This is a genomic window from Bacillus sp. JJ664, from assembly GCF_036962205.1.
In the GTDB taxonomy this organism is placed as follows: Bacteria; Bacillota; Bacilli; order Bacillales; family Bacillaceae_G; genus Gottfriedia.
Map to the genome: position 1 here is coordinate 15,261 of NZ_JBALMS010000008.1, position 25,862 is coordinate 41,122.

Annotated in this window: 23 protein-coding genes and 1 riboswitch; of the genes, 12 read left to right on the forward strand and 11 right to left on the reverse strand. The window is 33.0% G+C overall.

Translation table 11 applies throughout. From position 1 onward, the window contains the following. Nucleotides 1-5 precede the first annotated feature (5 nt). The 6 genes from opp4B to thiT all read right to left on the reverse strand — a co-directional run bounded on the left by opp4B (nucleotide 6) and on the right by thiT (nucleotide 5,538). Nucleotides 6-971: an oligopeptide ABC transporter permease gene (gene opp4B, locus V7056_RS01430; RefSeq protein WP_192603827.1), complete on the reverse strand. Its 966-nt coding sequence runs from the start codon at nucleotides 969-971 to the stop codon at nucleotides 6-8. 15 nt (nucleotides 972-986) lie between these two features. Then, entirely contained in the window at nucleotides 987-1,913 is a 927-nt protein-coding gene (locus tag V7056_RS01435) for an ABC transporter ATP-binding protein (RefSeq protein WP_499698618.1), read from the reverse strand. Continuing rightward, a complete protein-coding gene (locus V7056_RS01440) occupies nucleotides 1,894-2,919 on the reverse strand; it encodes an ABC transporter ATP-binding protein (RefSeq protein WP_499698620.1) in 1,026 nt (341 codons plus the stop codon). The genes V7056_RS01435 and V7056_RS01440 overlap by 20 nt, the downstream gene beginning before the upstream one ends. Nucleotides 2,920-3,816: 897 nt before the next feature. Continuing rightward, nucleotides 3,817-4,266 (reverse strand): Dps family protein, encoded by a 450-nt coding sequence (locus tag V7056_RS01445; protein ID WP_499698622.1) that lies wholly within the window; start codon nucleotides 4,264-4,266, stop codon nucleotides 3,817-3,819. Nucleotides 4,267-4,466: 200 nt separating this feature from the next. Continuing rightward, nucleotides 4,467-4,625 (reverse strand): hypothetical protein, encoded by a 159-nt coding sequence (locus V7056_RS01450; protein WP_499698624.1) that lies wholly within the window; start codon nucleotides 4,623-4,625, stop codon nucleotides 4,467-4,469. Between the two features lie 337 nt (nucleotides 4,626-4,962). Further along, nucleotides 4,963-5,538 carry an energy-coupled thiamine transporter ThiT gene (gene thiT, locus V7056_RS01455; RefSeq protein WP_499698625.1) on the reverse strand — a complete coding sequence of 192 codons (576 nt, stop codon included), beginning with the start codon at nucleotides 5,536-5,538 and terminating at the stop codon, nucleotides 4,963-4,965. Between the two features lie 156 nt (nucleotides 5,539-5,694). Next, a riboswitch (TPP riboswitch) is annotated at nucleotides 5,695-5,799 on the reverse strand. Between the two features lie 301 nt (nucleotides 5,800-6,100). Here thiT and V7056_RS01460 point away from each other — a divergent pair. From V7056_RS01460 to V7056_RS01470, 3 genes are read left to right on the forward strand one after another with little or no spacing between them, the layout of a single operon-like run. After that, nucleotides 6,101-6,577 carry a low molecular weight protein-tyrosine-phosphatase gene (locus tag V7056_RS01460; protein WP_499698627.1) on the forward strand — a complete coding sequence of 159 codons (477 nt, stop codon included), beginning with the start codon at nucleotides 6,101-6,103 and terminating at the stop codon, nucleotides 6,575-6,577. 13 nt (nucleotides 6,578-6,590) lie between these two features. Next, nucleotides 6,591-7,142 carry a hypothetical protein gene (locus V7056_RS01465; protein ID WP_499698628.1) on the forward strand — a complete coding sequence of 184 codons (552 nt, stop codon included), beginning with the start codon at nucleotides 6,591-6,593 and terminating at the stop codon, nucleotides 7,140-7,142. Between the two features lie 37 nt (nucleotides 7,143-7,179). Beyond that, a complete protein-coding gene (locus V7056_RS01470) occupies nucleotides 7,180-7,995 on the forward strand; it encodes a YihY/virulence factor BrkB family protein (RefSeq protein WP_499698653.1) in 816 nt (271 codons plus the stop codon). Between the two features lie 249 nt (nucleotides 7,996-8,244). On the opposite strand, the gene V7056_RS01475 is transcribed toward V7056_RS01470, so the two are convergent. Next, nucleotides 8,245-10,164 (reverse strand): heavy metal translocating P-type ATPase, encoded by a 1,920-nt coding sequence (locus V7056_RS01475; protein WP_499698629.1) that lies wholly within the window; start codon nucleotides 10,162-10,164, stop codon nucleotides 8,245-8,247. Nucleotides 10,165-10,514: 350 nt separating this feature from the next. On the opposite strand from V7056_RS01475, the gene V7056_RS01480 reads away from it, so the two are divergent. From V7056_RS01480 to V7056_RS01510, 7 genes are all read left to right on the forward strand, one after another. After that, on the forward strand, nucleotides 10,515-11,462 hold the full coding sequence (locus V7056_RS01480) for a DMT family transporter (protein WP_499698631.1): 948 nt from the start codon (nucleotides 10,515-10,517) through the stop codon (nucleotides 11,460-11,462). 283 nt (nucleotides 11,463-11,745) lie between these two features. Beyond that, nucleotides 11,746-12,690, forward strand: a complete 945-nt coding sequence (locus V7056_RS01485; RefSeq protein WP_499698633.1) for a carbohydrate ABC transporter permease — start codon at nucleotides 11,746-11,748, stop codon at nucleotides 12,688-12,690. After that, entirely contained in the window at nucleotides 12,690-13,517 is an 828-nt protein-coding gene (locus V7056_RS01490) for a carbohydrate ABC transporter permease (protein WP_499698635.1), read from the forward strand. Before V7056_RS01485 ends, V7056_RS01490 begins: the two co-directional genes overlap by 1 nt. 130 nt (nucleotides 13,518-13,647) lie before the next feature. After that, nucleotides 13,648-14,931: an ABC transporter substrate-binding protein gene (locus tag V7056_RS01495; RefSeq protein WP_499698637.1), complete on the forward strand. Its 1,284-nt coding sequence runs from the start codon at nucleotides 13,648-13,650 to the stop codon at nucleotides 14,929-14,931. 104 nt (nucleotides 14,932-15,035) lie between these two features. Beyond that, nucleotides 15,036-16,868 carry a sensor histidine kinase gene (locus V7056_RS01500; protein WP_499698639.1) on the forward strand — a complete coding sequence of 611 codons (1,833 nt, stop codon included), beginning with the start codon at nucleotides 15,036-15,038 and terminating at the stop codon, nucleotides 16,866-16,868. Further along, a complete protein-coding gene (locus tag V7056_RS01505; RefSeq protein ID WP_499698641.1) occupies nucleotides 16,849-18,423 on the forward strand; it encodes a response regulator transcription factor in 1,575 nt (524 codons plus the stop codon). Before V7056_RS01500 ends, V7056_RS01505 begins: the two co-directional genes overlap by 20 nt. Before the next feature lie 333 nt (nucleotides 18,424-18,756). After that, complete coding sequence (locus tag V7056_RS01510; RefSeq protein ID WP_499698643.1) at nucleotides 18,757-19,734, forward strand: phosphotransferase enzyme family protein; 978 nt, start codon at nucleotides 18,757-18,759, stop codon at nucleotides 19,732-19,734. A 69-nt stretch (nucleotides 19,735-19,803) separates the two neighbouring features. On the opposite strand, the gene pstA is transcribed toward V7056_RS01510, so the two are convergent. From pstA to V7056_RS01525, 3 genes are all read right to left on the reverse strand, one after another. Beyond that, nucleotides 19,804-20,682, reverse strand: coding sequence for a phosphate ABC transporter permease PstA (gene pstA / locus V7056_RS01515; RefSeq protein WP_499698645.1), 879 nt, complete (start codon nucleotides 20,680-20,682; stop codon nucleotides 19,804-19,806). Nucleotides 20,683-20,684: 2 nt separating this feature from the next. Then, nucleotides 20,685-21,629, reverse strand: a complete 945-nt coding sequence (pstC, locus tag V7056_RS01520; RefSeq protein WP_499698647.1) for a phosphate ABC transporter permease subunit PstC — start codon at nucleotides 21,627-21,629, stop codon at nucleotides 20,685-20,687. Between the two features lie 83 nt (nucleotides 21,630-21,712). Next, nucleotides 21,713-22,666 (reverse strand): PstS family phosphate ABC transporter substrate-binding protein, encoded by a 954-nt coding sequence (locus V7056_RS01525; protein ID WP_499698649.1) that lies wholly within the window; start codon nucleotides 22,664-22,666, stop codon nucleotides 21,713-21,715. A gap of 203 nt (nucleotides 22,667-22,869) precedes the next feature. On the opposite strand from V7056_RS01525, the gene V7056_RS01530 reads away from it, so the two are divergent. Further along, entirely contained in the window at nucleotides 22,870-23,556 is a 687-nt protein-coding gene (locus V7056_RS01530) for a winged helix-turn-helix domain-containing protein (protein WP_499698650.1), read from the forward strand. 925 nt (nucleotides 23,557-24,481) lie between these two features. Next, entirely contained in the window at nucleotides 24,482-25,582 is a 1,101-nt protein-coding gene (locus tag V7056_RS01535) for a methyl-accepting chemotaxis protein (RefSeq protein ID WP_499698655.1), read from the forward strand. A gap of 76 nt (nucleotides 25,583-25,658) precedes the next feature. Here the strand turns inward: V7056_RS01535 and V7056_RS01540 are convergent, their stop codons facing one another. Next, nucleotides 25,659-25,805, reverse strand: coding sequence for a BH0509 family protein (locus V7056_RS01540; RefSeq protein WP_088002071.1), 147 nt, complete (start codon nucleotides 25,803-25,805; stop codon nucleotides 25,659-25,661). Nucleotides 25,806-25,862 lie beyond the last annotated feature (57 nt).

Here is a 25,862-nt window from a genome sequence, read left to right on the forward strand (position 1 = left end):
CTACCTTAATCGATCCGAATACGAGGATCAACTATGCTTAATATGATGTCAGAAATCAATGTTCCAAATAATGTTGCTAAGCTTGTCATAAGTACAAGTGCATTTACAACTGTAAAATCGCGAAGCATCACGGATTTAATGAAGAGCTGTCCAATTCCTGGGTAACCAAAAATTGATTCTAAGAAGATAGACCCAGCTATTAAACCAGTAATCTCGTAACCTAAAAAAGCAGCAATTGGTAAAAATGAATTTCGTAGAATATGTCTTGAATAAATTTTAGATTCAGGAACACCTTTTGACTTAGCTGTTCTAACAAAGTCTTTGACCTTTGTATCTATAATTTCACTACGCAAATACTGTGAAATACCAACAGTAGAGATTAGGGCACCGGCCATTGAAGGCAGGACAAGATGTTGAAGTTTACTCATATAATAAGCAAACGTTCCATTATCAATTTGCGGATCAACACTACCGCCAGTAGGGAATAGATCTAAGTAAAAACCAAAGATAAATAATACGATAAGTCCAAAGATAAATAATGGTGTTGCAAAACCAATATAGTTATACCCGGTGACGAGTTTGTCAGCCCAAGTATCATTCCAACGACCACTTATTATGCCGAGTGGAATCGCTAAAATATATGTAAGGATAAATACACATAGTGCAAGTAATACAGTGTTTCCAATTCGTTCTCCGATAACATCTGTTACAGCTAGTTTATGTGTGTAAGAGATGCCAAAATCACCTTTTACTACATTTTTTATCCAATTAACATATTGAACTTGTACGGGATCATCTAATCCCATCTGCTTTCGAATTTCAGCGATACGTTCTGGAGATGCTTTTGGATCCAATTGTTTACCAGTAAGAGCATCACCTGGCATCGCTTTAGCGAGCGCAAAAATTAATATACTCAAAATAATCATTTGAGGAATCATAATGAGCACTCTGCGAAGTAAAAATTTCCACATATAGCTTTCTCCTTTCTATGGAAGTGCTACTCGATGAGTATCAGATATTTGTTTTAAATCGTAAGGACGACCATTTGCATCAAAGTAAGAAGAAGAGTTCTTTTCATATTCATTTCGTACTTCCTGTCTAGCATTAATTTTTTCAGCTCGTACTTCCGGGCGAATATCAGGAATAGCTGCAATTAGACGTCTTGTATAAATATGTTGTGGGTTAGATAAAATATCTTCTGTCGTTCCTTCTTCAACAAGTCTTCCACGATACATAACACCAATTCGATCACATAAATGACGAATAACGCCAAGGTCATGACCAATAAATAAGTAAGTTAATTTGAATTCCTCTTGTAGGTCCTGTAAAAAGTTTAGTACTTGTGCTTGTACAGATACATCAAGGGCTGAAACTGGCTCATCAGCAACAATCAACTTTGGTTGTAAAGTTAAAGCTCTAGCTATACCAATTCGTTGACGTTGTCCACCGGAAAACTCATGTGGATATTTGAAAAGCGCTTCTGGTGGTAATCCAACCTTTTGTAAATAGTAAAGTACTTTTTCTCGCTCTTCATCCGGAGATAGTTTTTCAAAGTTTCTTAATGGCTCAGCAACTAAATCTATGATTCTTTTCTTAGGATTTAATGAAGAGTACGGATCCTGGAAAATCATTTGAATTTCTTTTCGAAATGCTCTCATTTGCTTCTTACTTAAAGAAATTAGATCATTTTCCTCAAATTCGATACTTCCACCAGTTGCTTTTGTTAACTGTAAAATGGCCTTACCAGCAGTTGATTTACCACTACCAGATTCACCGATTAAACCATATGTTTCACCTTCTCGTAATTCAAATGAAATTCCATCAACAGCTCGAACATAATCAACGACTGTTCTGAAAACTCCACCACGTATTGGAAAATGTACTTTTAAGTCTTCAACCTTTAATAGAGACATTTACAATCGGTGCTCCTTTCTCATTCTTGAAATGAAAATGCTTATAACAAGAACAACGGACATAATGGTTTGGTGTTACTTCATGTAAACCTGGCTGCTCTTCGTGAGCATAAGATTGAATCCACGGAATGCGGTGACTAAATCGGCAGCCCGTTCTTGGTAATTTATCTAAAGGTGGGACAGTACCCTCGATAATATGAAGTCTTTGATTTTTTGAATGAGTAGTAGGTATAGAGTTTAATAGAGAACGAGTATATGGGTGTAAAGGTTGATTGAAAATTTCTTCAACTGTCCCCGTTTCAATAATCTGACCCGCATACATTACGGCTACTCGATCAGCGACCTCAGCAACAACACTTAAATCATGTGTGATCAGGATAATACCAAGTTTTGTTTCTTTTTGAATTTCTTTCAGCAAATCCAATATTTGTGCTTGAATCGTTACATCCAGCGCAGTCGTAGGCTCGTCCGCGATAATAAACGATGGATTGCAGGCAATCGCAATAGAAATCATAACCCTCTGCCTCATACCACCAGAGAGTTCGTGTGGATATTGCTTATATGTAATTGAAGGCTTTGGAATTCCAACTTGAGTAAGTAATTGTAAAGCACGTTCTTTTTTTTGTGAGGATGATAAGCTTGTATGGTAATCTAAATTTTCTTCAATTTGTTTACCGACTGTCATTAATGGATTAAGTGCAGTAAGAGGTTCTTGGAAAATCATTCCGATTTCTCTACCTCGAATTTTATTCATATTACTATCAGATAATGATAATAAGTTTCTTCCCTTGTAATTGATGGAACCTTCCATCTTTGTACGTTTATTTTGATGAAGGCCTAAAATAGAAAGAGCTAAAGCACTTTTACCGCAGCCAGATTCACCAACAATTGCTAAAATTTCATTTTCGTGAACAGTTAACGAAACATCATCTACAGCTGGGTAATACTGATTACTTATACGAAATGATGTTGTTAAATGCTCAATTTCCAAAAGAGGTTTTGACATTATTAGTCTCCTTTCGCGTAATTGTAAGGAAATTGTTAGTTTATTTAGAATTTTCATAAGTATAATATATATTATGCAAATGTTTCAATATTAAAACAATTGACACAACTTATAGGTATTTAGACTTAGTTTTATTATTTTCTGTATTTCGACTTTGGTATAAAATGGGTCGGAAAGATGAGGGTAACAATTAAAATCATTGAAAATATGCGATACATACTGGAAAAAGAGGAAGTAATGGAGCTTCAATTAATTAGAAAATATTTGTTGCAATTAGAAATAAAGTGATAAAGAGGTGATAGAGAATTAAGAAGAATCGTGTCGATTAATGATGTAATTTTGTAGAAAATATAATAGGATATATGGGTTAGATAGGTTGAAATCCCTAGTTACTTTAGCCTAGTTTTTGTAGGTAATTGGGACTAAACTGAGTTGAACTGCTCATGGAACTCATGGATTAGAACAATATGCTTTACATTCTATTAATAAATCGTAACAAATGGCGTTTTTGTTTTTTGGGGTTCGAGTATATGACTTCAGAAATTTACAACGGAAGGTGCGAGACTCCTGAGGGAGATGTGGGAAGGCTAAAGTCCCCGGAGGGCAAGTAAGGTAGGTATGCTAAAACCACGACGTCCTGTCGTAACGCATATATGATCCACATCATGTGGACCCGAAGCTCAAGCTCATACCCCACGGAAAGGGAGCATCCTGGAGTTGTAATCAACTAACGCATTCATAAACAGTGGATATGAAAGAGGTTAGATAATTAAAACAAATGTTTGTTTTAACGAAAAGAAGCATCTTTTTTACATACAAAAACAATTAATAATAGAAAAAACAGTGTAAACAACAAAGAATGATGAATCATTCAATGCAGTTATACACTGTTTTTTATTAACCTAAAAATGCTTTTAACATCCAAATATGTTTTGAAAGTTGTTCGCGAATTGCTAATAACATATCATTTGTGACAGAATCGTTTTCAAATTCTGTGATTTCCATGCCATCCTTTAAATCTTCTATTAAGTATTGGTAGTCATGAATTAGGTCTTGAACCATACCTTCTGCCTTTACTAATTTGTTGGCTTCGTTAATCCCAGAAGTATCTAGATACTCTCTCATAGTAGCAAGTGGTTTTCCACCAATTGTTAATACACGCTCTGCTAGCTCATCAATATGTATACTAGCTTCGTTGTAAAGTTCCTCGAATTTAGCATGTAAGGTAAAGAAGTCTCCTCCTTTAACATACCAGTGATAGTTATGTAATTTTACATATAACACATTCCAGTCAGCTAATTGTTTGTTTAATACATCTACAGTCGTTTTTGTGATGGACGTATCCATTTAAATTTCCTCCTCTAATAATTCAAGAGTTCATGGTGTCTACGATAATCATGTACAACCATCATATATGATATTGAGTAGAAATAGTCATGGTAATATTTGATAACTAAGTGAACAATTAGTAAAATTAACGATTTATAGAAAATAATGCCCCCCAAAAAAATAAAACCATCCATTATATGAATGATTTTACAATTTTTTCAATTAGAATGATCCCCTTTTTCAACATCGGGAGGTTTTGCATCAATAATATGCTCATCGTCCACTTGTAATGAATTTTTTAATAGCATGAAAAATGCTCCAATACCACCTAAAAGTATAATCGTAAAAATGAAGAAAATGAGGATGTCATAAATCAAAACATAAACCTCCTTTGATATTTTTTACTGTATTTATTTATATGAGTGAGGATTGGAGCAAATAACTATAATTCACAAAGTGTTCAATAATTTTATGAATATTTTCCTCAGACTACTAATAAACGCTCGCTTTCTTCTTTGCTCCGTCTGCATGCGGTGATCATTACCGCAAAAAGGTAATTCTGCTCCTCATCCGGCTTTGCGCCTCGAAAAGCAAGTGTTTTCAGTCAATCTGAATCTCTTTGTCAACAAACTTTATATCGCTTTGAAAACAGCTCAGGATAGAAAAAACCCTACTCAAGAAAGAGTAGGGTAATGAGAATATGAATGATGAATATTAAGCAGCTTGATTCTTTTTAACGTTAGCAAGAACTGGAGCTGTTGAAAGTAAAAATACTAAAATGATTGCACAAATGATAAACGATGGAACCATATACCAAGCATTATAAACTAAAGAATATAATGACACTGGTGTTCCTTTTGGAGCATATGAACCAAAAAACACGATTCCTGAAATATAATGACAGATAAAACGGACTAGTGAACCAATAAAAGTACCTACTATTATAAAGGTAGTCGCAGCTGCTTTATTGCCACTTGTTAAATTAGTTTTAACTTGTTTATAAACAATGCCAGCTAAACCTAGCCCTGTGAAAGCGATAATGTAGTCTAATAATATTTGGATTGGATGAACAAAATAAAAGTTGGTTACTAATTGTAGTGCAGCAAGTAATAAGCCAGTTATTAAACCTTGTTTGATTCCCCAACGAAATGCGATTAAAAAAACAGGAAGCATTGATAATGACACAGATCCACCTTGTGGAGCTTTAAATAATGGAAGTAAATCAAAAACCATTGCTAAGGCGGCACACATAGCAATTTCAACCATCATTTGTATTTTTGAATTTCTCATAAAAGATTCCCCCTTATCTCTCTTTGACAACACTCATTGTAAATGAAGCACTTTGGAATAGAGTTTGGATAACTCTTTCAATAGAAGTGTAAATTAGGGAGAGGAATGGTAAAAATAAAAAAAGTAACACTGGTAGCATGATGATCCCAGGGTTACTTTTTCATCGTGCCACATCCCTACGTTAGTATTAACTAACAGGTTCGAAGGGTAAGAATAGTTATACTATTCACTCTCAGCCTCATGGCTCCCCTTGTGGTTCATCGTACATTTAGTTGTCATTACTAAATATAGTCAATATGTTTTAAAAATACAATCATTTTATACGATTAAAATTAAAAAATTTAATCATAAAAAGATAGTAAACCCTATTGAAATGGTTAAATCGATAATCTATATGTGTTCTTACTTGAAAATGTTCATTATGAGTATAATCTTGTTGATTTTAAGTTAAATTATTCACTTTAGCTTTCCTTTTCTTTTTAAATTAGAAAGTGTAGAATGGAATCGAAACTAACAGCTAAATTTTGGCAAAAAGTGTAAAAAATTTGAAGGAGACATCGAAATGATTCATGTATTATTTGTCTGTTTAGGTAACATTTGTCGCTCGCCAATGGCAGAGGCTGTTTTTCGTCAGATAGTGACAGAAAAAGGGTTAGAAAAACAATTTGTGATTGATTCTGCAGGCACTGGAGATTGGCATATTGGTCACTCACCACACAAGGGAACAAAGGAATTACTAGGTCAAAAAGGCATAAATTGCGAAGGTATGAAAGCTCGAAAAGTGACAGATAATGACTTTAAATATTTTAGTTATATTGTTGCTATGGATGCACAGAATAAAGAGGATTTAATGAATTTAGCAAGAAATAATTCTATAGGAGAAATATCACTCCTTTCAGATTACGTACCAACGTCATTATGGAAGGAAGTACCTGATCCGTATTATACGGGAAATTTTGATGAAGTATATAACATCGTTGAGGAAGGCTGCTCACATTTACTTCAACACATTTTAAAGCAACACCAACTAACTGTTTAGAGGAGGATGTAGAATGTCAAAACGTAACAAAGCTTTACGCAATATTCTTGTCGGAGTCGCAATTGGTGCAGGAGTTACTTTACTGAACAAAGAAAATCGTGAAAAAATTTCACGAAAAGGTAAAAGTGTAACAAAGAAGTTAAATCAAATTAAAGAAGATCCAGAATTAGTAAAAGGAGCGGTGCGCTCTCAACTGAAGGTTGTTCAGAATTCTGTTGAAAAATTAGAAGATAACGTTCAACTTGTAAAAGATAAGTGGATTGAAATTAAAGATTCTACGATCAACAAGTTTGAAACGGTTAAAGGAGCTTCTAAAGTTGTATCTGGGGATGCTGCTGAGGAAGTTGAAGAGAAAGTAGAAAACGCTATTAAAGCAGTGAATGAGCCTGTAGAAAAAAAGGTAGATCCATTTGAAGATAAAGTAGAAGATCAAGTAGAAGCGCAATTAGCTGCAACTCTTGAAGGTGTTGAAGACATTAATGAAGAGAATGCAGAAGAAGTAGAAGAGAAAGTTGAATCAGTTTTATTATCGAGTATATCTACATCAACTCCATCAAAAGAATAAACACATTGAAGGTGTAAACTTGATTAGCAAAAAGAATTTGTTTGTAGCATTTGTATGGGATTTAGTGAAAAAGTGTATGGCAGACGATATTGTGTCTCGTTCAGCGGAGCTAGCATATTACTTCATGCTATCTCTTTTTCCATTTCTTTTAGTTTTAACTCAGGTCATTATCTATTTACCGATATCAAACGATGAAGTTCTTGCATTTTTAAGTCAATATGCTCCTCCAGATGCCATGGCAATTATTAAGAGTAATTTGCAATTAATAATTGGACAGTCACATGGTGGGGTATTATCATTCGGGTTAGTTGCAACAATTTGGGCATCTTCTAATGCGATAAATGCAATAATTAGAGCATTTAACGATGCATATGACGTAGAAGATAAAAGAAATTACTTTGTTACAAGAGGAGTTTCTATTCTACTAACTTTAATTATGGTGTTTGTAATTGTATTTGCTCTTTTAATCCCAGTATTTGGGAAAGTTATTGCCGAATTCTTATTTGAGTTTTTTGGTATTTCTGATGACTTTTTATATACATGGAGTATTATCCGTTGGTCCTTGAGTTTTATCATATTATTTTTGGTGTTTACTGTCCTATATTCTATAGGGCCAAGTAAGGTGGTACATGTGAAAAAGGTGTTCTTTGGCTCACTATTTGCAACGCTAGGATGGATTATCTCGTCATTTGGTTTTGCATATTATGTAGATAATTTCGGCGATTTCACCGGACATTACGGAAGTTTGGGCGGCATAATTGTTTTAATGATTTGGTTTTATATTTCAGCCATGGTCGTTGTGATTGGTGGAGAGATTAATGCCTATTTAAAGCAAAGAAAAATGCACGTTTAACATTTTTGGAGGTAACTTCCATGAGTAGTCTTTTACGAGTTAGATAAACTATAAAAGACTTCAAATAAGGGAGGGAATGTTCATGAGTAATAACAAACAAAACCATAATGATAAGTCTAACAAAAAACAAAAAAGTAGTTCTCATCCAAAACATAAAACGAGTGGTTCAGCAAACGGACATAACGATTACCATTAAGTAAAAAAAGCGCAAAGTACAATGAATAGATCATCGTACTTTGCGCTTTTTTATTAATTTCTTAATAATCTTAATGAGTTTAATATAACTAAAATTGTACTACCTTCATGTCCAATAACCCCGTAAGGTAAATCAATGATTTGTAAAAAGTTTGAACAAATCAAAAATGTAATCACTGTTAATGAGAAAATGATATTTTGCTTAACTATTTTATTCATACGCTTCGATAAAGTAATGGCTTTAGAGATTTTTGTTAAGTCATTTTTCATTAAAACAACATCGGCCGTCTCTAATGCGACACCAGTACCGCCACCCATTGCAATACCTACATTTGCAGTAGCTAGAGCTGGAGCGTCATTAATTCCATCACCGACCATTGCGACCTGACCATAACGTTCTTTTAGTTTTTTAACGATTGATACTTTTTCATCAGGTAAGCATGAAGCGAAGAATTCATTTATTTTACTTTCTTCAGCAATAGCTTTTGCAGTTTGTTCAGAATCCCCTGTAATCATAACTGTTTGGACGCCTAATTTATTTAATGTTTTTAATGCATTTTTTGTTTCACTTCGTACTAAATCTTTTAATGAGAAGATAGCGATTAAAGTATCTTCAGTTCCTACATAAACAATTGTATTTCCTTCATTTTCTGCATTTTCTTCAAAATGGATAAAAGGATTATGTTTTACAGTGACAAATTCTTTTTTTCCAACTCGGTATGTTGAACCATTTACGACTGCAGATACACCAAAACCAGCGTGATCATCAATCTGTTCAAAAGAAGTAGATACTGTAGCCCCTTGTTTAGTAGCATAATCAACAATTGCTGCTGCAAGTGGATGAGTAGAATAACGTTCAATTGAAGCAATAATTGATAATAATTCAACACGGTCCATTTCATTTATCATTTCAAATCCAGTAACTTCTGGTTTTCCCAATGTTAAAGTTCCAGTTTTATCGAAGGCAATTGCTTTTAAAACGGCCAATCGTTCTAAATGAACACCACCTTTAACAAGGATACCGGACTTAGCACCATTTGAAATTGCTGATAGTACTGCAGGTGTAATCGATGCTACTAATGCACAAGGTGATGCAACTACTAATAAAATCATTGCGCGATAAAAAGTTGTTGTCCATGACCAATCTAAAAGGAAATGAGGTAAGAACATCATAATGAATACTGCGATTAAAACACCTTTTACGTAGACACCCTCAAATTGATCAATAAACTGTTGAGAAGGTGTTTTTTCACTTTGTGCTGTTTGAACAAGATTGATAATTTTTTGGAAAAGTGTTTCATCACTATGCTTTGTAATTTCTACAACTAGAGTTCCTTTAATATTAATCGTACCTGCGAAAACCTCATCTTTTAAAGCCTTAACAACCGGAATGGATTCTCCAGTAAGTGCTGATTCATCTACTAATGTTTCACCTTTCATAATTTGGCCGTCAGCAGGAATTCGTTCACCAGCTTTAATCAGAATCAAATCACCAAGATTTAGATTTTTTATGCTTACAACTTCTTCTAATTCTCCATTTATTCGAATGGCAGTTTGAGGTTGTAAAGATAATAGAGAAGATATTTCTTGATTCGTTTTGTTTAATGTATAAGTTTCAAGTGCTCCACTCAAAGCAAAGATAAAAATTAATACGGCACCTTCAGTCCAATATCCGATAATAGCTGAACCGATTGCTGCAAAAATCATTAGCATTTCAACATTTAGTTCTTTCTCAGCGATCGTATCTTCAATACCTTCTTTCGCTTTAGCAAAGCCTCCTATACAAAAAGCCAACACATATAACGAGATAGAGAAGGTTGAATGTTTGTCGTTTACGAATGAAGCAATTAATATTAAAACTCCTGACATTAAAGCGGCAATTAATTCACCGTGCTTTGCAAGAAAATTAGATGAAGCCTCGTGATCGGCTTCATATGTATTTTGTATATTTGATACTTTTGTACTTGCTTCCATAATAATACCCCTTTCTTTTTATGCAATTGAGAAAAATAATCAAATTCACTACCCTTATAAAACGACGAAAGCTGCCGTCCTTAGGACAGCAGCATACTTTTATAAGTTGGTTTTTCCATAATATATAGTTTCTAAGTTGAAAAAGAATCATTTGGCTAGATTAAAATAATTCTTATTAAATATATATTACCATATTCCAACAAGTGTGATGAAATTATTTGCTTAAAAGTCAAAAATTAAGCAAATTTAATCAAAAAGAATTAGAAATGTAGTAAGATTGACATTGAATTAGAAACTATACACGTACTATTAACAAGTTAGAAAAGTAAAAGAGAAAGGGAGGGGGATCTGTGACAGCTAAAAAATTTTTTACACATCCTTTTGGCGTTATATCTTCAGCTATTATTACAACATTTTTATGGGGAAGTGCTTTTCCATTTATTAAGCTTAGTTACGAACATTTAGAAATTGGGAAAACTGACATTTGGGAGCAAATGCTATTTGCAGGTTATCGATTTTTCTTGGCTTCGATCTTAATATTAATATTTTTCACACTGCTAGGTCGAAAATTAACTTTTAAACGAGATACAGTGCTAGTTGTTGGAAAAGTAGGGCTGTTTCAGACTTTTTTACAATATGTACTATTTTACATTGGTCTAAGTTACTCAACAGGTGTTCAAGGATCAATTATCGCAGGAACGACTTCGTTCTTTCAACTGTTAGCCGCACATTTTATGTATAAGAATGATCGATTATCATTCAAAAAAATACTTGGTGTTACAGTTGGATTTGCCGGTGTGATTATTGTGAATATAACGAAGGGAACACTTTCGTTGCACTTAGGTATAGGTGAGATATTATTATTAATTGCGATGGCATTTGGTGGTTACGGAAATGTTTTTGCAAAGGAAGCAGCAAAAAAAGTGGATGTAGCCTATTTGACTGCTTATCAAATGATGATGGGATCGTTTGGCTTATTATTAATAGGTGGTATAGCTGCAGGGTTTTTACCGTTTCATTTTAATTTAGTAACTTTTGGTATGTTACTTTATTTATCTCTTTTATCTTCAGTGGGCTTCATTTTATGGAATAATGTGATGAAATATAATCAGGTTGGTAAAGTTTCAATGTATTTATTTTTAGTACCTGTTTTTGGTGTTATGTTATCATCTTTTATGCTTCATGAAGCTTTGTCTTATCTAGTATTTATTGGTTTGATGATGGTAACAGCAGGGATTATTATTGTAAATTACCAAAGGGATCAGAAGAATGCTGAGATTAGTAAGAGTGCATCTTAATATGTAATGAATCTGTACTCATATATAAATAGGAAAAAACCGTCTATGAAAATAGGCGGTTTTTTTGTTTGTCTAATTTTAATTTTGAGTAGAGAGGTTTGTTGCTTTCCGTGGGGCTAGCGGTTAGCTAAGAAGATTCGTTAATCAATAATAATCTAGTAATCGTCTTTTTTTATAGATTCATAGAAAATTAAATATTAGTCAATATATTCCACCCTATTGTTCAAACCACTCTGTTTTCACTATTTCGTTGGTAAATTAAGATGAAGTTGGAGGTGGTTATATGCTCGAAACAAACAAGGTTTCAAGTGATTCCGTTCTTGAGGGAAAACAAAGGGCGAAAAGAACGGGTCTAAAAAAATTAAAAAAGGCGTTCAATTTCTTTAGTTTTGTAGGACCTGTTTATCTAGTATTTATAGCAATTGTATTGGTTCCTTTTATTATGGGTATTTATTATTCATTTACTGATTGGAATGGAATTACTGGACATATAAAAATGGTAGGTTTAGAGAATTATAAGTATATTTTTAAGGATGATTTAGCTTTTATTGCGTCCTTTAAATTGACAGCAAAATATACTGTAATTGCCGTCATTTTAACGAATATAGTTGGCTTTGGGTTGGCTCTATTAGTTACGCAGGCTTTAAAGTCACGCAATATTTTACGAACGATCTTTTTTATGCCTAATCTCATTGGTGGTTTATTACTAGGCTTTATTTGGCAATTCATATTTAATCAGGGATTAATCTCACTTGGAAGTACGTTGAAATTAAAGTTTTTAGAGACTGCGATGCTTGGGACTGCTAATGGAGCATTTTGGGCCATTGTCATTGTCGCTGTGTGGCAAGGTGCAGGATATATTATGGTTATTTACGTCGCAGCATTGCAAGGTGTGCCAAATGATTTAATCGAGGCGGCTAAAATTGATGGAGCGAATAGATTTCAAGTTTTAAAGAAAATTACAATACCGATGGTTGCTCCAGCGGTTACTGTTTGCTTATTTTTAACAATTTCTTGGTCTTTTAAAATTTTTGATACGAATTTATCATTGACGGGTGGTGGCCCATTCGGATCGACAGAAATGCTAGCTTATAATATTTATAAAGAAGCATTTACGAATAATAATTTCGGAATTGGAGAAGCGAAAGCAATTGTGTTTTTCGTAGTAGTATCTGTGATTACGATCATTCAAGTGTATCTATCTAAGAAAAGGGAGGTAGAGATGTGATGAAAAAGGAAAAGTATACATTTAATCTATTTTCGTTAGAAATTCTGGCTATCATAATCGCATTTTTATTCTTAGTCCCTTTTTATTATGTAATTGTTAATTCGTTCAAATCGTTTGCGGACATTCTTTCAAATACATCTGCTTTACCTAAGTCCTTGGATCTTTCGAATTACAAAGAAGCATGGAAAATTATGCATTTTGGAAAAGCTCTTCTCAATTCACTGATTATTACAATTGCTAGTAACTTGGTGATTGTGGTGTTTTGTTCAATGGCGGCATACAAACTTGTTAGAACGAAAAATAAAATTTCAGCAGTATTGTTTTTTATATTAGTATCAGCAATGGTCATTCCTTTTCAATCAATCATGATTCCATTGATGAAAGTGGGAGATAAATTACATTTAATAGAAAGTCATTGGGGATTGGTAGTGATGTATTTGGGATTTGGCTCTGCCTTATCTATCTTTTTATACCACGGTTTTATTAAAACAATTCCGATTGAATTAGAAGAAGCTGCAATTATCGATGGTTGCTCACCATTTATGGTTTTCTGGAAGGTAGTTTTCCCATTATTAAAACCGATTACAGTCACAATTGTTATTTTAAATACATTGTGGATCTGGAATGACTTTTTATTGCCATCACTAGTTTTAGGTGAGGAACAACGAACCATTCCGTTATCTACATTCTATTTCTTTAGTGCCTATATGAAGCAATGGCATTTAGCATTGGCTGGCTTAATTTTAGGGGTTACTCCTCTATTAATCTTTTTCTTTGCTGTGCAAAAACATATTATTAAAGGAATTACGAGTGGTTCTATTAAGTGAAATTGGATTAGGAAAATATCATCAATTTTTTCCACCCAATAGGTCAATTTTAACTATCTATGTAAGAAAACTTTTACAAGTATAATGTAAACGTATTCATAATAATTTTTTAAAAAATGGGGGTTTTAAGGTGAAGATTAAAGCGATTAAAGCTGTAGCTGCACTATCAGCATCATTTGTACTATTAACTTCAGTCGGAGCAAATGGCGCATTTGCAAAAAGTACAACACAAGCAACAAGTAGTAAAAAAGTTACATTAAACGTTTTCCAATTTAAAGCTGAAATTGCAAAAGATTTTGAAGCGATGGCAAAGGATTACCATAAGGCTTATCCAAACGTAACAGTAAAAGTAACGACTGTTGGTGGAGGAGCAGATTATGGAGCAGCTCTTAAAGCAGAATTTGCAAAAGGAAAAGGACCAGATATCTTTAATAATGGTGGATTCCAAGAAGCAGTTACATGGAAAGATAAATTAGAAGATTTATCAAAAGAACCATGGGTGAAAAACCTTTATAAAGGTACTGAAAAACCTATGACGATGAATGGTAAACTTTACGGTATGCCAATGAATACTGAAGGTTATGGTTTTATCTATAATAAAGATTTATTCAAAAAGGCTGGCATTACAACTTTACCAAAAACAATTTCAGAATTAGAAGCCGCTAGTAAAAAGCTTAAAGCAAAAGGAATCACAGCATTTTCTGTTGGGTATGCAGAGTGGTGGATTCTAGGTATTCATTTATTAAATATCCCGTTTGCACAACAATCAAATCCTGATCAATTCATTAAAGATGTTAATTCAGGTAAAGTAAAAATTTCAGATAATAAGAAGTTTAAAGAGTGGGTTAAATTACTAGATTTAACTGTTAAATATGGTAATAAAAATCCATTAACTACAGACTACAATAAACAAGTTACACAGTTTGCAAAAGGTCAAACAGCTATGATGCAACAAGGTAACTGGACTCAAACTACTATTGATGGAATCAAGAAAAACTTGAAGATTGGTGTTTTACCAATGCCAATTAACAACGACAAAGCAGCGATGGATAAATTACCTGTAGGTGTTCCAAATAACTGGGTTGTAAATAAAAACTCTGCTAATAAGACTGAAGCTAAAAAGTTCTTAAACTGGATGGTAACTTCTAAAACAGGACAAAAGTACATCGTTGAAAAATTTAAGTTTATCCCTGCTTTAAAAACAATTAAAGGTACAAACTTAGGACCTATTGCAGACGATATCCAAAAGTACTCTGCAGCTGGTAAAACATTAACTTGGAACTGGTTTAAGTTCCCAGATGGTGCAACGAATGATTTTGGAGCTTCAATTCAAAAGTATATTGCTAAACAATCTAGTGCGACGCAAATGCTAAAAGAATTTGATGCTACTTGGAAAAGTAAATATAAGAAGTAATATTAAAAAGAAAGCTGATGAGTAGAATCATTAGCTTTCTTTTTTTTCTAATTATTTAAAATTTTTAGTTTTTAATTTAATATAGAAGATAAGGTGGTGACATATTGAAACGCGGAATTCGCTTTAAATTAATTATTTTTCTTTTAGCAGCTACGATCATTCCTTTTGGAATTTCAATCATATCTATTTACATTTATACAAAAAATTCTGTTGTGAATCGTTTTGTAAAAAATAATCATGTTTTAATCAACAAAAGTGGAAGTGATTTAAAAAACTATTTTGAGGAAATTAATAATATCCCTTTATCAATTTACACGAACCGTCCTTATTTAGAAGTATTAGAAAATGGAGCTACAGAGTTTATAGACAAAAATCAATTTGAGATCAACCGAAATCTACTAAACTTGTATTTTAACCGAAGAGAAATCGAACAAATGCACCTTTATATCGAACGGGGGAAAGATGATTTTTCTGTCTACAATGCAAAAGTGAGTGGACGAGGTAAGCTCTTGAACTTTAATGATTTCCCTATTTATAAGACATTAATGAAAGAAGAGCAATTTGTTGAAATTGAATCAACACATGACATTAAAAGTTATAATGATCTTTCTGATTTTCGAGTGAAACCTGCTAAAGAAGTCATATCATTTCATTATCGATTAATGAATGTAACGACGGATCAGTTATTAGGTTTTCTATCAATTGATGTTAGGTTAGATCGTATTAAAGAAATCTTTGATCGTATATATGATAAAAATCGCGAGCATTTGTATGTACTAGACGAAGAAGGAAATGTATTCTATTCCTCAAATGAAAAACGAATTGGGGAAAAGTTAACCAATTCTTGGTATAAGGAAATAAATAATACGAAAGTTGAGAAAGGTCAATATGACTTTGAAGGTAAGAACAAGCATTTCAAAGGAGTCTATGTATCAGATCAAGTTAAAGCAAGCGGAAAAACATGGACAATCATCAAGAGTATCCCATATACGAATCTTTACCAAGATGCCAATAAAATTTTAATCATAAATATAACAATTGGCGCTATTTCCGTCCTTTTTGTAACGGTACTTACGATTCTCGTTTCAGTCAAATTTACAAATCCAATACATACACTTATTCGGAACATAAAACGTATTGAAGAAGGAGAGTTAGCTGTTTCTTTTGATTCACTTGGTGATGATGAATTTGGAAAGCTAGGTCAACACTTTACTTCAATGATTGAGAAGATAAATGATTTATACATAAAGGAATATAAACTTCAAATAGAAAATAAAACGAATCAGCTTAAAGTACTACAGTCACAAATAAATCCACATTTTTTATACAACTCATTGCAGTCAATTGGTACTTTATCTTTGAAAAATGATGGAAAAAAAGTATATAAGCTTTTAACATCTCTTTCAAAAATTATGCGATATAGTATGAGAAATAATGAGGATTTTGTCAGTGTAGTAGATGAAATTAATCATATTAAAGATTATCTAGCTCTACAAAATGAAAGGTATGACGGGAAGTTTGAATATAATTTGACTATTGATGAACATTTATATTTTACGAGCATGCCGAAAATGACGTTACAACCACTTGTAGAAAATTATTTTAAGCACGGTTTTGAACGGAAACAAAAGTTTGGAAAGCTAGAAATTTCGATTCGTCAATTAGATCATGACATGATGTGCATAAAGTTAATTGATAACGGTGTTGGTGTAGATCAAAAAAAATTAGAAAAGATTCAATTTTCACTAATGAATCAGGAGAAATCTCAAAAGGAAAGTATCGGATTAAAGAATATTAATGACCGCATCCAATTATATTACGGCGAAAAAGGCAAGTTTTTTATTGAGAGTAAACAGCATGAGCACTTCATTGTCACAATTTATTTGCCACTACATGTAGATAGAGGAGCAATAGAAAATGAAAGTGTTAATTATTGATGATGAAACCCATGTAAGAGAAGGGATCAAATTATTAGCGAATTGGGATGAAATAAACATAACTGAAATATTCGAAGCTGAAAATGGAAGAATTGCTAAAGACATTATCATAAGTGAGCGTCCGCAAATCATCTTTACAGATATGATGATGCCTGAGTTAGATGGAAGAGAATTGTTAAAGTGGATTAAGTCAGAAAAATTTACGAGTAAAATCATTGTCGTAACTGGATATGAAGACTATCAATTTATGAGGGAAGCAATTCAAAATGGAGCTTCGGATTATTTATTAAAGCCAATCGATCCAGACACATTAAATGAGACGATTAGTAAAGTCGTTGAAGAATGGAAAAAAGAAGACCAGCAACGTAGAGAATCAATCAAACATACAAGGAAATTGGATGAAATATTACCTTTTTATCGAGACCAACAGTTAAGTAATGCTATTTTTGGAAATGAGTACGATGGAAAGTTACTAACGGGTGCTGAGAAATCAGCAATTACGTCTGTACATGTGTCCGTCATTAAATTAAGAAACTTAAAAGCATTTATCGGTATATGGTCTGAAGAACTGTGCTATTTTGCTATTTTAAATGTTGTAAATGAAATTCTTCAAAATAAGAATGTTGGTATTGCATTTAGAAATATTCACGCTAATCAAGAAATCTGTATTATTTATTGGGGGGAACGCGTTGAACAATTCAATAAACAGCTATCAGACATTTTAGTGACTGTTGTTCCTTTTCCATTTCATATTTCAAGCAGTGGACAGTATGAAGTAGAAACATTGCAGGATGCTTATTTAGAAGCAAAGCAGATTATTCATGAGTACAATTTACTTGAAATGATTGAATGTCCTGTATATTTAAAAGGTAACATTCAGGAACAAAAAGGATTAAATGCAATTGAATTATTAAAATTACTAGATAAAATGATGGAGAAAAGCGATATTTCATTTTTTGATGAAATCATAAATCGGATCGTGGATCATTTGAAGGAATTCAATTATTTCTCATATGCTCAATTAGAAAATTGGCATCAGGAATTCGAGTTATTTATAAATAGATGGGTAACAAAAAATTCAATCCAAACATTACATAAAATTAGTATTGATGCTTATTGGAATATTCGAGGACATTTCGAACTAAAAGATTTCCTACTAGCTCAAAGAGAAAGGGTTAGTTCTCTTTTATATCAATCAAGACAACCAGCCAAAGAACAAAACACAATAGAAGAAATTGCTTACTATATACAAAATCATTACTCAGAAGAAGTCTCTCTACAAGAGTTTTCTGAGAAATTTTACTTAAGTAGAGAATATATTTCGCGTAAGTTTAAACAAATTTACGGTGAAAATTTATCAGATTATATCGTACGAATTAGAATGAATAAAGCAAAAGAATTACTCAAATTTCCTCGCTTAAAAATATATGAAATAGCAGGAGAAATTGGATACCAGGACGATAAATACTTTCGGAAAATATTCAAAAAAATGGTAGGCATGACGCCTAATGAATATCGAAAAGAATTTGAAGGAAAAGAAAGAGAGATATTTTAAAAAAGTAAAAGCCTATTGTCTGTTTTTTGAAGAAAAAAGGACTAAAAGAGAAGTTGATTGAAGCGTAAGGTGCTCGAATCCTGTGGGAGTAACGGGAAGGTTGAGACCCCGCAGGGCAAACAAGGTAGGCATGCTAAAAGCACGACGTCCTGTCATAACGCTTGCAAGACCTACATCCTGTGGACCCGAGGCTCAAGCTTAGCCCCACGAAAAGTGAGCATCCTGAAGCGTAAATCAACGTTCTTTTTAATAGAGAAAAAATGAAGGGAAAATGGCTAATTATTTAGAACTAATTATAGTAGTCATAAAGTAGGTTTTTTGGAGGTTTGAACAATGGAACATACTGTAGAAAGAGTTTTTACGAAAGAAATATTACATAATGCTGCATCAGGCTTCGGAATCGAAGTAGATGAGAAGCCAGTTGGTGATTTTGAAAACTATATTTTTAAAGGTCATACAAAAGATGGAGTAGCTAGGGTATTGCGATTAACTCACTCCTCACATCGCCAAAAAGATGAAATTGAAGCTGAACTTACCTTTTTAAAATATGTAAGAGAAAATGGTGCAAATGCAGCGGGTTCTTTATTATCTTTAAGTGGGAAATTAGTAGAAGAGCATGTTGCTAGTGATGGAACTAGCTTTTATGCATCATTGTTTGAATGGGCTGATGGTAAATTAGTTGATCGAACAAACCCTAACGTTTGGAATGACGATTTAATGTTTAAATTAGGGAAAACTCTTGGTAAATTACATGCCTTAACTGTAAATTATCCAGTTACAAATGCAAGAGAATCATGGGATGAAGAAGCGTATCTTCAAGTGATGCTAAATCATGAAGAATTAGGTCCACATACAAAAGCGCTATTAGAAGAAATGAGTCAATATCCAAGACATTCAAATTCGTATGGATTAATCCATAGTGATTTACACTTTCATAATTTCTTTGTAAATGATGAAGGAGAAATTACTGCTTTCGACTTTGATGATTTACAATATAATTATTTTATTTCAGATATCGCGATTGTCCTTTACTATACTGCTTGGGGAAGCAAAAAGTCTTATGAAGAAAATTCTGCTTACGCTAAAAAACAATTAGCGATTCTTAGACAGGGCTATGAAACTGAATTTGTTTTAGAAGAAGAGTGGTATAATCGAATTCCTGCATTTTTAAAGTGCAGAGATCATGTTTTATATTATGTATTAAAAATGAAATATGAAGGCAAAGAAGAACATTCACAGAGAGTTAGTGAACTTTGTGAACAAATTCGTGAACGAATCGTTAATGGAAAAACGATTGTAGACTTAGGTTAATAAAAAAACTCGGAATCAGTTAATGGACTCCGAGTTTTTATTTATTTATAAATTGCTGGGGAAGCAAATTTAGAATCTATTTTGGAATTTATTACGAATCCATACAGCGACACCATTCATAACAATTAGCATAACAAGTAGGACGATGATTCCTGCAGCCGCAACTAGTTGGAATGCTTCTTGTGGACGTGAAGTCCAGTTGTAAATTTGAATTGGCATAACTGTGAATCCTGAGAAGATATCAGTTGGTACGAATGCAACATAAGAAAGGGCTCCAATAACTAATAGCGGTGCAGTTTCACCAATTGCACGTGAGAATGCTAATATACTTCCAGTTAAAATACCAGGTAATGCAGTTGGGAAGACAATGCGATATATCGTTTTCCATTTTGTACTACCTAATGCAAACGAAGCTTCACGTAATTGGTTAGGTACCGAACGAATCGCTTCTTGTGAAGAAACAACAATAACAGGAAGAATGACAAGTGACATTGTTAATCCACCAGCTAAGATACTGCGTTCAAATCCAAATAAACGAACAAAAACTGTTAATCCTAATAAACCGAATACGATAGATGGCACACCAGCTAAATTTGAAATATTTAATTGGATAAAACGAGTTAAAAAGTTTTTCTTTGCATATTCTTCTAAATAAATCGCCGTTCCCACACCTAAAATTAATGAAACTGGAATGACGACTGCCATTAACCACATCGTTCCATAAAGTGCAGCTTTAATACCTGCTCTTTCAGGTATACGAGAAGCAAAGTTTGTGAAGAAATCCGGTGTTATAAATGAAAATCCTTGGCTACCAATTCTGTATAGTAAAACTGCTAATACGAATAAGCCAAACATAGTAGATAAAAAGAATAATTGTGAGCTTATTTTATTTTTTACTAATCGGTTACCAATTTTAGCAGAAACTTTATTGTGATCTATGAAATTCATGATTATACCTCCTCTTTAAAACGTTTCGAGATAAAATGAGCAATTACGTTCATCACTAGTGTAAAGACGAATAATGTTGTACCTACTGCGTAAATACTGTAGTAACCAATCGAACCGTAACCTACATCACCTTGACTCACTTGAGCGATAAAAGCTGTCATAGTTTGTACAGCTTGTGTAGGGTCGAATGAAAGGATTGGATTTGCACCACCAGCTACTGATACGATCATTGTTTCACCAATTGCACGAGAAATACCAAGTACAAAAGATGCGATTACACCTGACATGGCTGCAGGTAAGACAACTTTTAAAGAAACTTCAAGCTTTGTTGAACCTAAGCCATATGCGCCTTCACGTAGTGAATTTGGAACAGCACTCATTGCATCCTCAGATAAAGAGGTAATCATAGGGATAATCATAATACCGATTACTAGACCTGGACTTAAAGCATTGTAAATACCTAACGTTGGAATGATTTCTTTTAAGATTGGTGTAACAAAAGTTAATGCAAAGAAACCATAAACAATAGTTGGTACGCCTGCTAATACCTCAAGAATTGGTTTAATTGTACGGCGTGTTTTATCTGAAGCATATTCACTTAAATAAATAGCTGACGTTAAACCAATTGGTACAGCGACAATCGTTGCAATAAGTGACGTTAATAAAGTACCTGATATAAGTGGTAAAATTCCATAATCTGGATCAGATAATGTTGGATGCCATTCTGTACTTGTTAAAAATTCAACGATCGATACTTTTTCAAAGAAGTGAATTGTTTCTGCAAGTAAGGTAAAAACAATACCAAATGTAGTAAAGATCGCGACAAGTGCACAAACTAAGAATAGCTTTGGCATTAATTTTTCTAAAATTGTATCCATTGAAACTTTTTTCTTTTTATTTGCAGCAATCGCTTGTTGAACAGGCGAAATCTTTTTTGTTTCTAACATTTTTAAAACCCCCTAATTTCAAGATTGAAAGAGGTAAGGCTTCATCCGGGTCCTTACCTCTCTTAAATTCAGTTAAAATTTAATTATTTTTTTGCAACTTCGTCTAACTTTTTAAGGTTATCTTCATATTTTTCATCTTCTAAAGGTACATAACCAACTTCTTCAGCTAATGTTGGTACGTTTTCGTTAGCGAATTTTAGGTAATCAATTACTTCTGCACGCTCTAAAGATTTTTTATTTACATATGTGAAGATCTCACGAGAAAGTGGTGCATAAGAACCGTCTTTAATTGTTTCTTCAGTTGGTTCAACAGCTTCACCAGTTTCAGGATTTACAACTGGTACAACTTTTAATTTATCTTTGTTTTCTTCATAGTAAGCATGACCGAAGAATCCAATTGCATTTTTCTCACCAGCAACGCCAGTAACAAGAACGTTATCATCTTCTGACATTTGAGTATCTTTACGAACATCACCTTTGTCTAAGATTGCTTCTTTAAAGTAGTCAAACGTTCCTGATTCAGTACCTGGGCTAAAGAATTTAATTTCTTCTTTTGGCCAAGCAGGGTTTACATCGTTCCATGTTTTTACTTTTGAATCTACTGCCCACATCTTAGCTAACTCTTCTACAGTTAATTTATCTACGAAATCATTATCCTTACTTACTACTACTGATAAACCATCGTAAGCTAATTCTAATTGGATATATTCAATATTATTTCCCTTTGCAATTGCAGCTTCTTCATCTTTAATTGGACGAGATGCATTACTTAAGTCAGTTTCACCTTTTGTAAATTTCTCAAATCCTCCACCAGTACCACTGATACCAACTGAAGCATGTACATCTGGTTGAGCTGCTGTATATTCTTCAGATACTGCTTCCATGATCGGAGCAACTGTTGACGAACCATCGATTAAGATATCTCCAGATAATTTTTTGCCTGAAGTGCTTTCAGTTTTATCTGTATTTCCACAAGCTGCTAATGAAAGAAGAGCTGCTGCTGATAATACTAGTAAAGGTTTTTTGATCAATTTCATTTTAAGTTTTCCCCCTAAAAGTGGTTGTTTGTTATTTCTTACATTTCCTACTATATTCCACAAAAGTTAACTAGCTTTTAACTGAACGTAAAGAATTTGTAAATGTATAATGAATGTCCCCCTTTTTATAAAAGAATTCATTACAATGACTTTAAAAATGAAATTATAGTTTATTCCAAAAAAATAATAGGGGTTGAAAAAGCGTGGAGCAGGTTGTCATCGTTCAGGAAAAAAATGAAATTGAAAGTGCGCTTTTGCAAAGTAACCAATTTGACCTGTATAAAATAAGTACCTATCCATATAAAGAGTTTAAAGAAGAGGTACATTTAGGGTTTTTAAAGGGATGTCTTATTTTAAAGAAAAGCCGTGTGTTAGATGAATTTATACCGATTATCTTAAGAATCCGTCGGATCACAAATGTTCCAATTATATTATTAGTAGAACAATATGATACTTTCGAAGCGGCAATTTGCATGGAGGCAGGTGCAGATGAATATGTTAAATATCCAATACATCCTAGAGATTTGTCAGCTAGAATTAAAGCCATTATGCGTAGGAGCTATCAAGATAAAGTAGAAGAGAAAGAAACTATTATACATGTTGGAAACATTTCTATTTATGTAAATCGAGAAGAAGTATATAGAAGTAAAAATAGAGTCGACATAAATGCTAGAGAATTTGCGATCTTAATCTATTTAGTGAAAAAAGCAGGGCGTATTGTGACTAGAGAAGAATTGATGGAGGTCATTTCGGTATATAAAAATAAAAGGCTGATTGATATTTATATCCATGGTTTACGATCTAAAATTGAAGAACTCCCGAATTTTCCTAAATATATAAGAACAATAAAAGGAAAAGGATATCGTTTTGAGCCTGTTTATTCTAATTAAATTGGTTCGTATAAAGCTAACTATTTTAGTAAAACCAGTAAAAAATGTTCCTATATATAGGGACATTTTTTTTTTGAAATTCACATTAACTTTACACTGTATTTAAATAAGGTAAACATTGTCAAATTATACTTAAAATTAGGAATTTATGTAATAAAATTAGGAAATGTGGTGTGAAATGGTGAAAAATGACGCAGTAAAAAACACTATAGTGAGATTCATTCAACGAGACCAAAACAAAAAAGATAATCGTAAAATAAAAGAAAAAATGCTTAGTTATTTTAGAAAAATAATTGTGAAAAAAGAAAAAGAACCAATTACAAAAATAGAAGAAGGAAGTAGTCGTAAAAAGAAGCTTATAGAGCGATTTACACTTCAGTCTCGTTTAGTCTTATTTACTGTTGTATTAATCACTTTATCTATGTCTGTCGTATCTTTGATTTCTTATCAAAAAGCCAAAGAAACAACTATTTCAACGATGAATAGCAGAATTGAGCGAGAAGCTTCTATTATGAAAGAAATCTCTCAAAGCCTTCAATATAGATACATTGGGGACGAGAAGGGATTTGAGAAGGCCATTAATAATGTTGTAAAGAATCAAATGGCTAATTTATCTCAAGATGGATTAAAAGCATCAGCGTTTTTTGTATCAGAAGAAACGAAAGAAGTGAAGCCATACAAAGCTAATTTACATAGCGACGTGAAAATACTTGATGAAGCAAAGAAAGAGATTCAAAAAAGTCAACATGGTGTAGGCCAAACAAATTTTCATGATGTTTCTTATACTTATGCGTTCGAAAAAATTAGTGAGCTAAAGGGATATTATGCAGTTGTAATTGATGATCGTTCGTTTATGTGGATGTTAGATGATATGAAAAAAATCTTTATGTTGTCAATTTTGATTAGTATTTTTGCTACAATCGTTATGACATACTTTGCAGTAAGAAGTATTATAAAGCCATTAGAAAAATTAAGGGATGTAATGAGGGTCGTTCGAACAGGAGATTTAACCATTGAAGTTGATACTCATTCAAATATTCCCGAAATCGTTTCATTAACAAAAAGCTTTAAAAGTATGATTGAACAAATGCGTCAAATGCTTTCGAATATAGATGCTACAACAGTTTCTTTAGTAACTACTAGTAAAGAGCTACAACATACAGCAAAGCATTCATTTCAATATACGAAGGCTTCTTTAGAGACAATGAATATTGTAAAAATGGGAGCGGAAGAAACTGCAGCTAGTTCGACTAATAATAGCAATATGTTTCTTCATATGAAAGACGAATCTTCTAGTGTGCTACAAACAATGGAAAAAGTAATGGATGCATCTAAGAATATGAACCATTCAGCAATAAAAGGCGAAGAAAATGTAGCTGAATTATTAAAATCATTCCAACAAATTCAACAAAAGTGTAAGCAAGTAGCCAGCACGATTCATGAGGTTTCTGGGTATAGTTCGCAAATTACAAAAGTGGTAACTTGGATTCGTTCCATTGCAGATCAAACGAAGTTATTAGCTTTAAATGCATCGATTGAAGCAGCGAGAGCAGGGGATGCTGGTAAAGGTTTTGCTGTTGTAGCACGTGAGGTTCAAAATCTCGCTAGCCAATGTTCAACTGCTACTGAGGATATTGCCGAATCAGTAACAAATATGAACAATATGATGTCAAATGCAACAAAGGAATTTAATCTGCTTGCAATTGATACGGAAAATAGTACAGAAACAGTTGAAACATCTCGATTAGCATTTAATTCTTTATTAACGACAATTACTGATATTAACTATAAAATTGAAAAAATGCATATGGAACTATCAAAATTAAAAGACACAATTCCCTTAATGGAAGAAACAACATTACATTTCGGTTCAATTTCACAACAAACATTAGCAAGTGCTGAAGAGATGTTGAATACTTCAGATGAGCAAATGAAACGAATGCAATTAACCTTTAATAATAGTCAGCAGTTAAATACAGTTGCACTTTCACTTACGGCATTAACAAAGAAGTTTATTGTTAAATAAGAGGCTATTATATTAACTTAAATAAAACTAGGTAGATCCTAATGCAGGAACTACCTAGTTTTTGTATGAATATTTATTATTCCGCGTGGTGTAACATATATGTGTAAGTTGAGTTATAAATATGTTCTAAATCTGCATCTGTCATAAATACTAAATCCTCAGATGAAAGCCCTCTCGCTTGCTCTAAAAATCGAACCATGTTTTTACGCTCTTCTCTACTCATTGTCAACACTCCTTATTATTTTGATGTTTCTGTTTTCCACTCTGTATTAATACAGTG

Bases quoted from the DNA above. Each gene is read 5' to 3' on its own strand.
- opp4B (WP_192603827.1), bottom strand. From the start codon at position 971: ATGTGGAAATTTTTACTTCGCAGAGTGCTCATTATGATTCCTCAAATG.
- V7056_RS01435 (WP_499698618.1), bottom strand. From the start codon at position 1,913: ATGTCTCTATTAAAGGTTGAAGACTTAAAAGTACATTTTCCAATACGT.
- V7056_RS01440 (WP_499698620.1), bottom strand. From the start codon at position 2,919: ATGTCAAAACCTCTTTTGGAAATTGAGCATTTAACAACATCATTTCGT.
- V7056_RS01445 (WP_499698622.1), bottom strand. From the start codon at position 4,266: ATGGATACGTCCATCACAAAAACGACTGTAGATGTATTAAACAAACAA.
- thiT (WP_499698625.1), bottom strand. From the start codon at position 5,538: ATGAGAAATTCAAAAATACAAATGATGGTTGAAATTGCTATGTGTGCC.
- V7056_RS01460 (WP_499698627.1), top strand. From the start codon at position 6,101: ATGATTCATGTATTATTTGTCTGTTTAGGTAACATTTGTCGCTCGCCA.
- V7056_RS01465 (WP_499698628.1), top strand. From the start codon at position 6,591: ATGTCAAAACGTAACAAAGCTTTACGCAATATTCTTGTCGGAGTCGCA.
- V7056_RS01475 (WP_499698629.1), bottom strand. From the start codon at position 10,164: ATGGAAGCAAGTACAAAAGTATCAAATATACAAAATACATATGAAGCC.
- V7056_RS01485 (WP_499698633.1), top strand. From the start codon at position 11,746: ATGCTCGAAACAAACAAGGTTTCAAGTGATTCCGTTCTTGAGGGAAAA.
- V7056_RS01490 (WP_499698635.1), top strand. From the start codon at position 12,690: ATGAAAAAGGAAAAGTATACATTTAATCTATTTTCGTTAGAAATTCTG.
- V7056_RS01505 (WP_499698641.1), top strand. From the start codon at position 16,849: ATGAAAGTGTTAATTATTGATGATGAAACCCATGTAAGAGAAGGGATC.
- V7056_RS01510 (WP_499698643.1), top strand. From the start codon at position 18,757: ATGGAACATACTGTAGAAAGAGTTTTTACGAAAGAAATATTACATAAT.
- pstA (WP_499698645.1), bottom strand. From the start codon at position 20,682: ATGAATTTCATAGATCACAATAAAGTTTCTGCTAAAATTGGTAACCGA.
- pstC (WP_499698647.1), bottom strand. From the start codon at position 21,629: ATGTTAGAAACAAAAAAGATTTCGCCTGTTCAACAAGCGATTGCTGCA.
- V7056_RS01525 (WP_499698649.1), bottom strand. From the start codon at position 22,666: ATGAAATTGATCAAAAAACCTTTACTAGTATTATCAGCAGCAGCTCTT.
- V7056_RS01535 (WP_499698655.1), top strand. From the start codon at position 24,482: ATGACATACTTTGCAGTAAGAAGTATTATAAAGCCATTAGAAAAATTA.
- V7056_RS01540 (WP_088002071.1), bottom strand. From the start codon at position 25,805: ATGAGTAGAGAAGAGCGTAAAAACATGGTTCGATTTTTAGAGCAAGCG.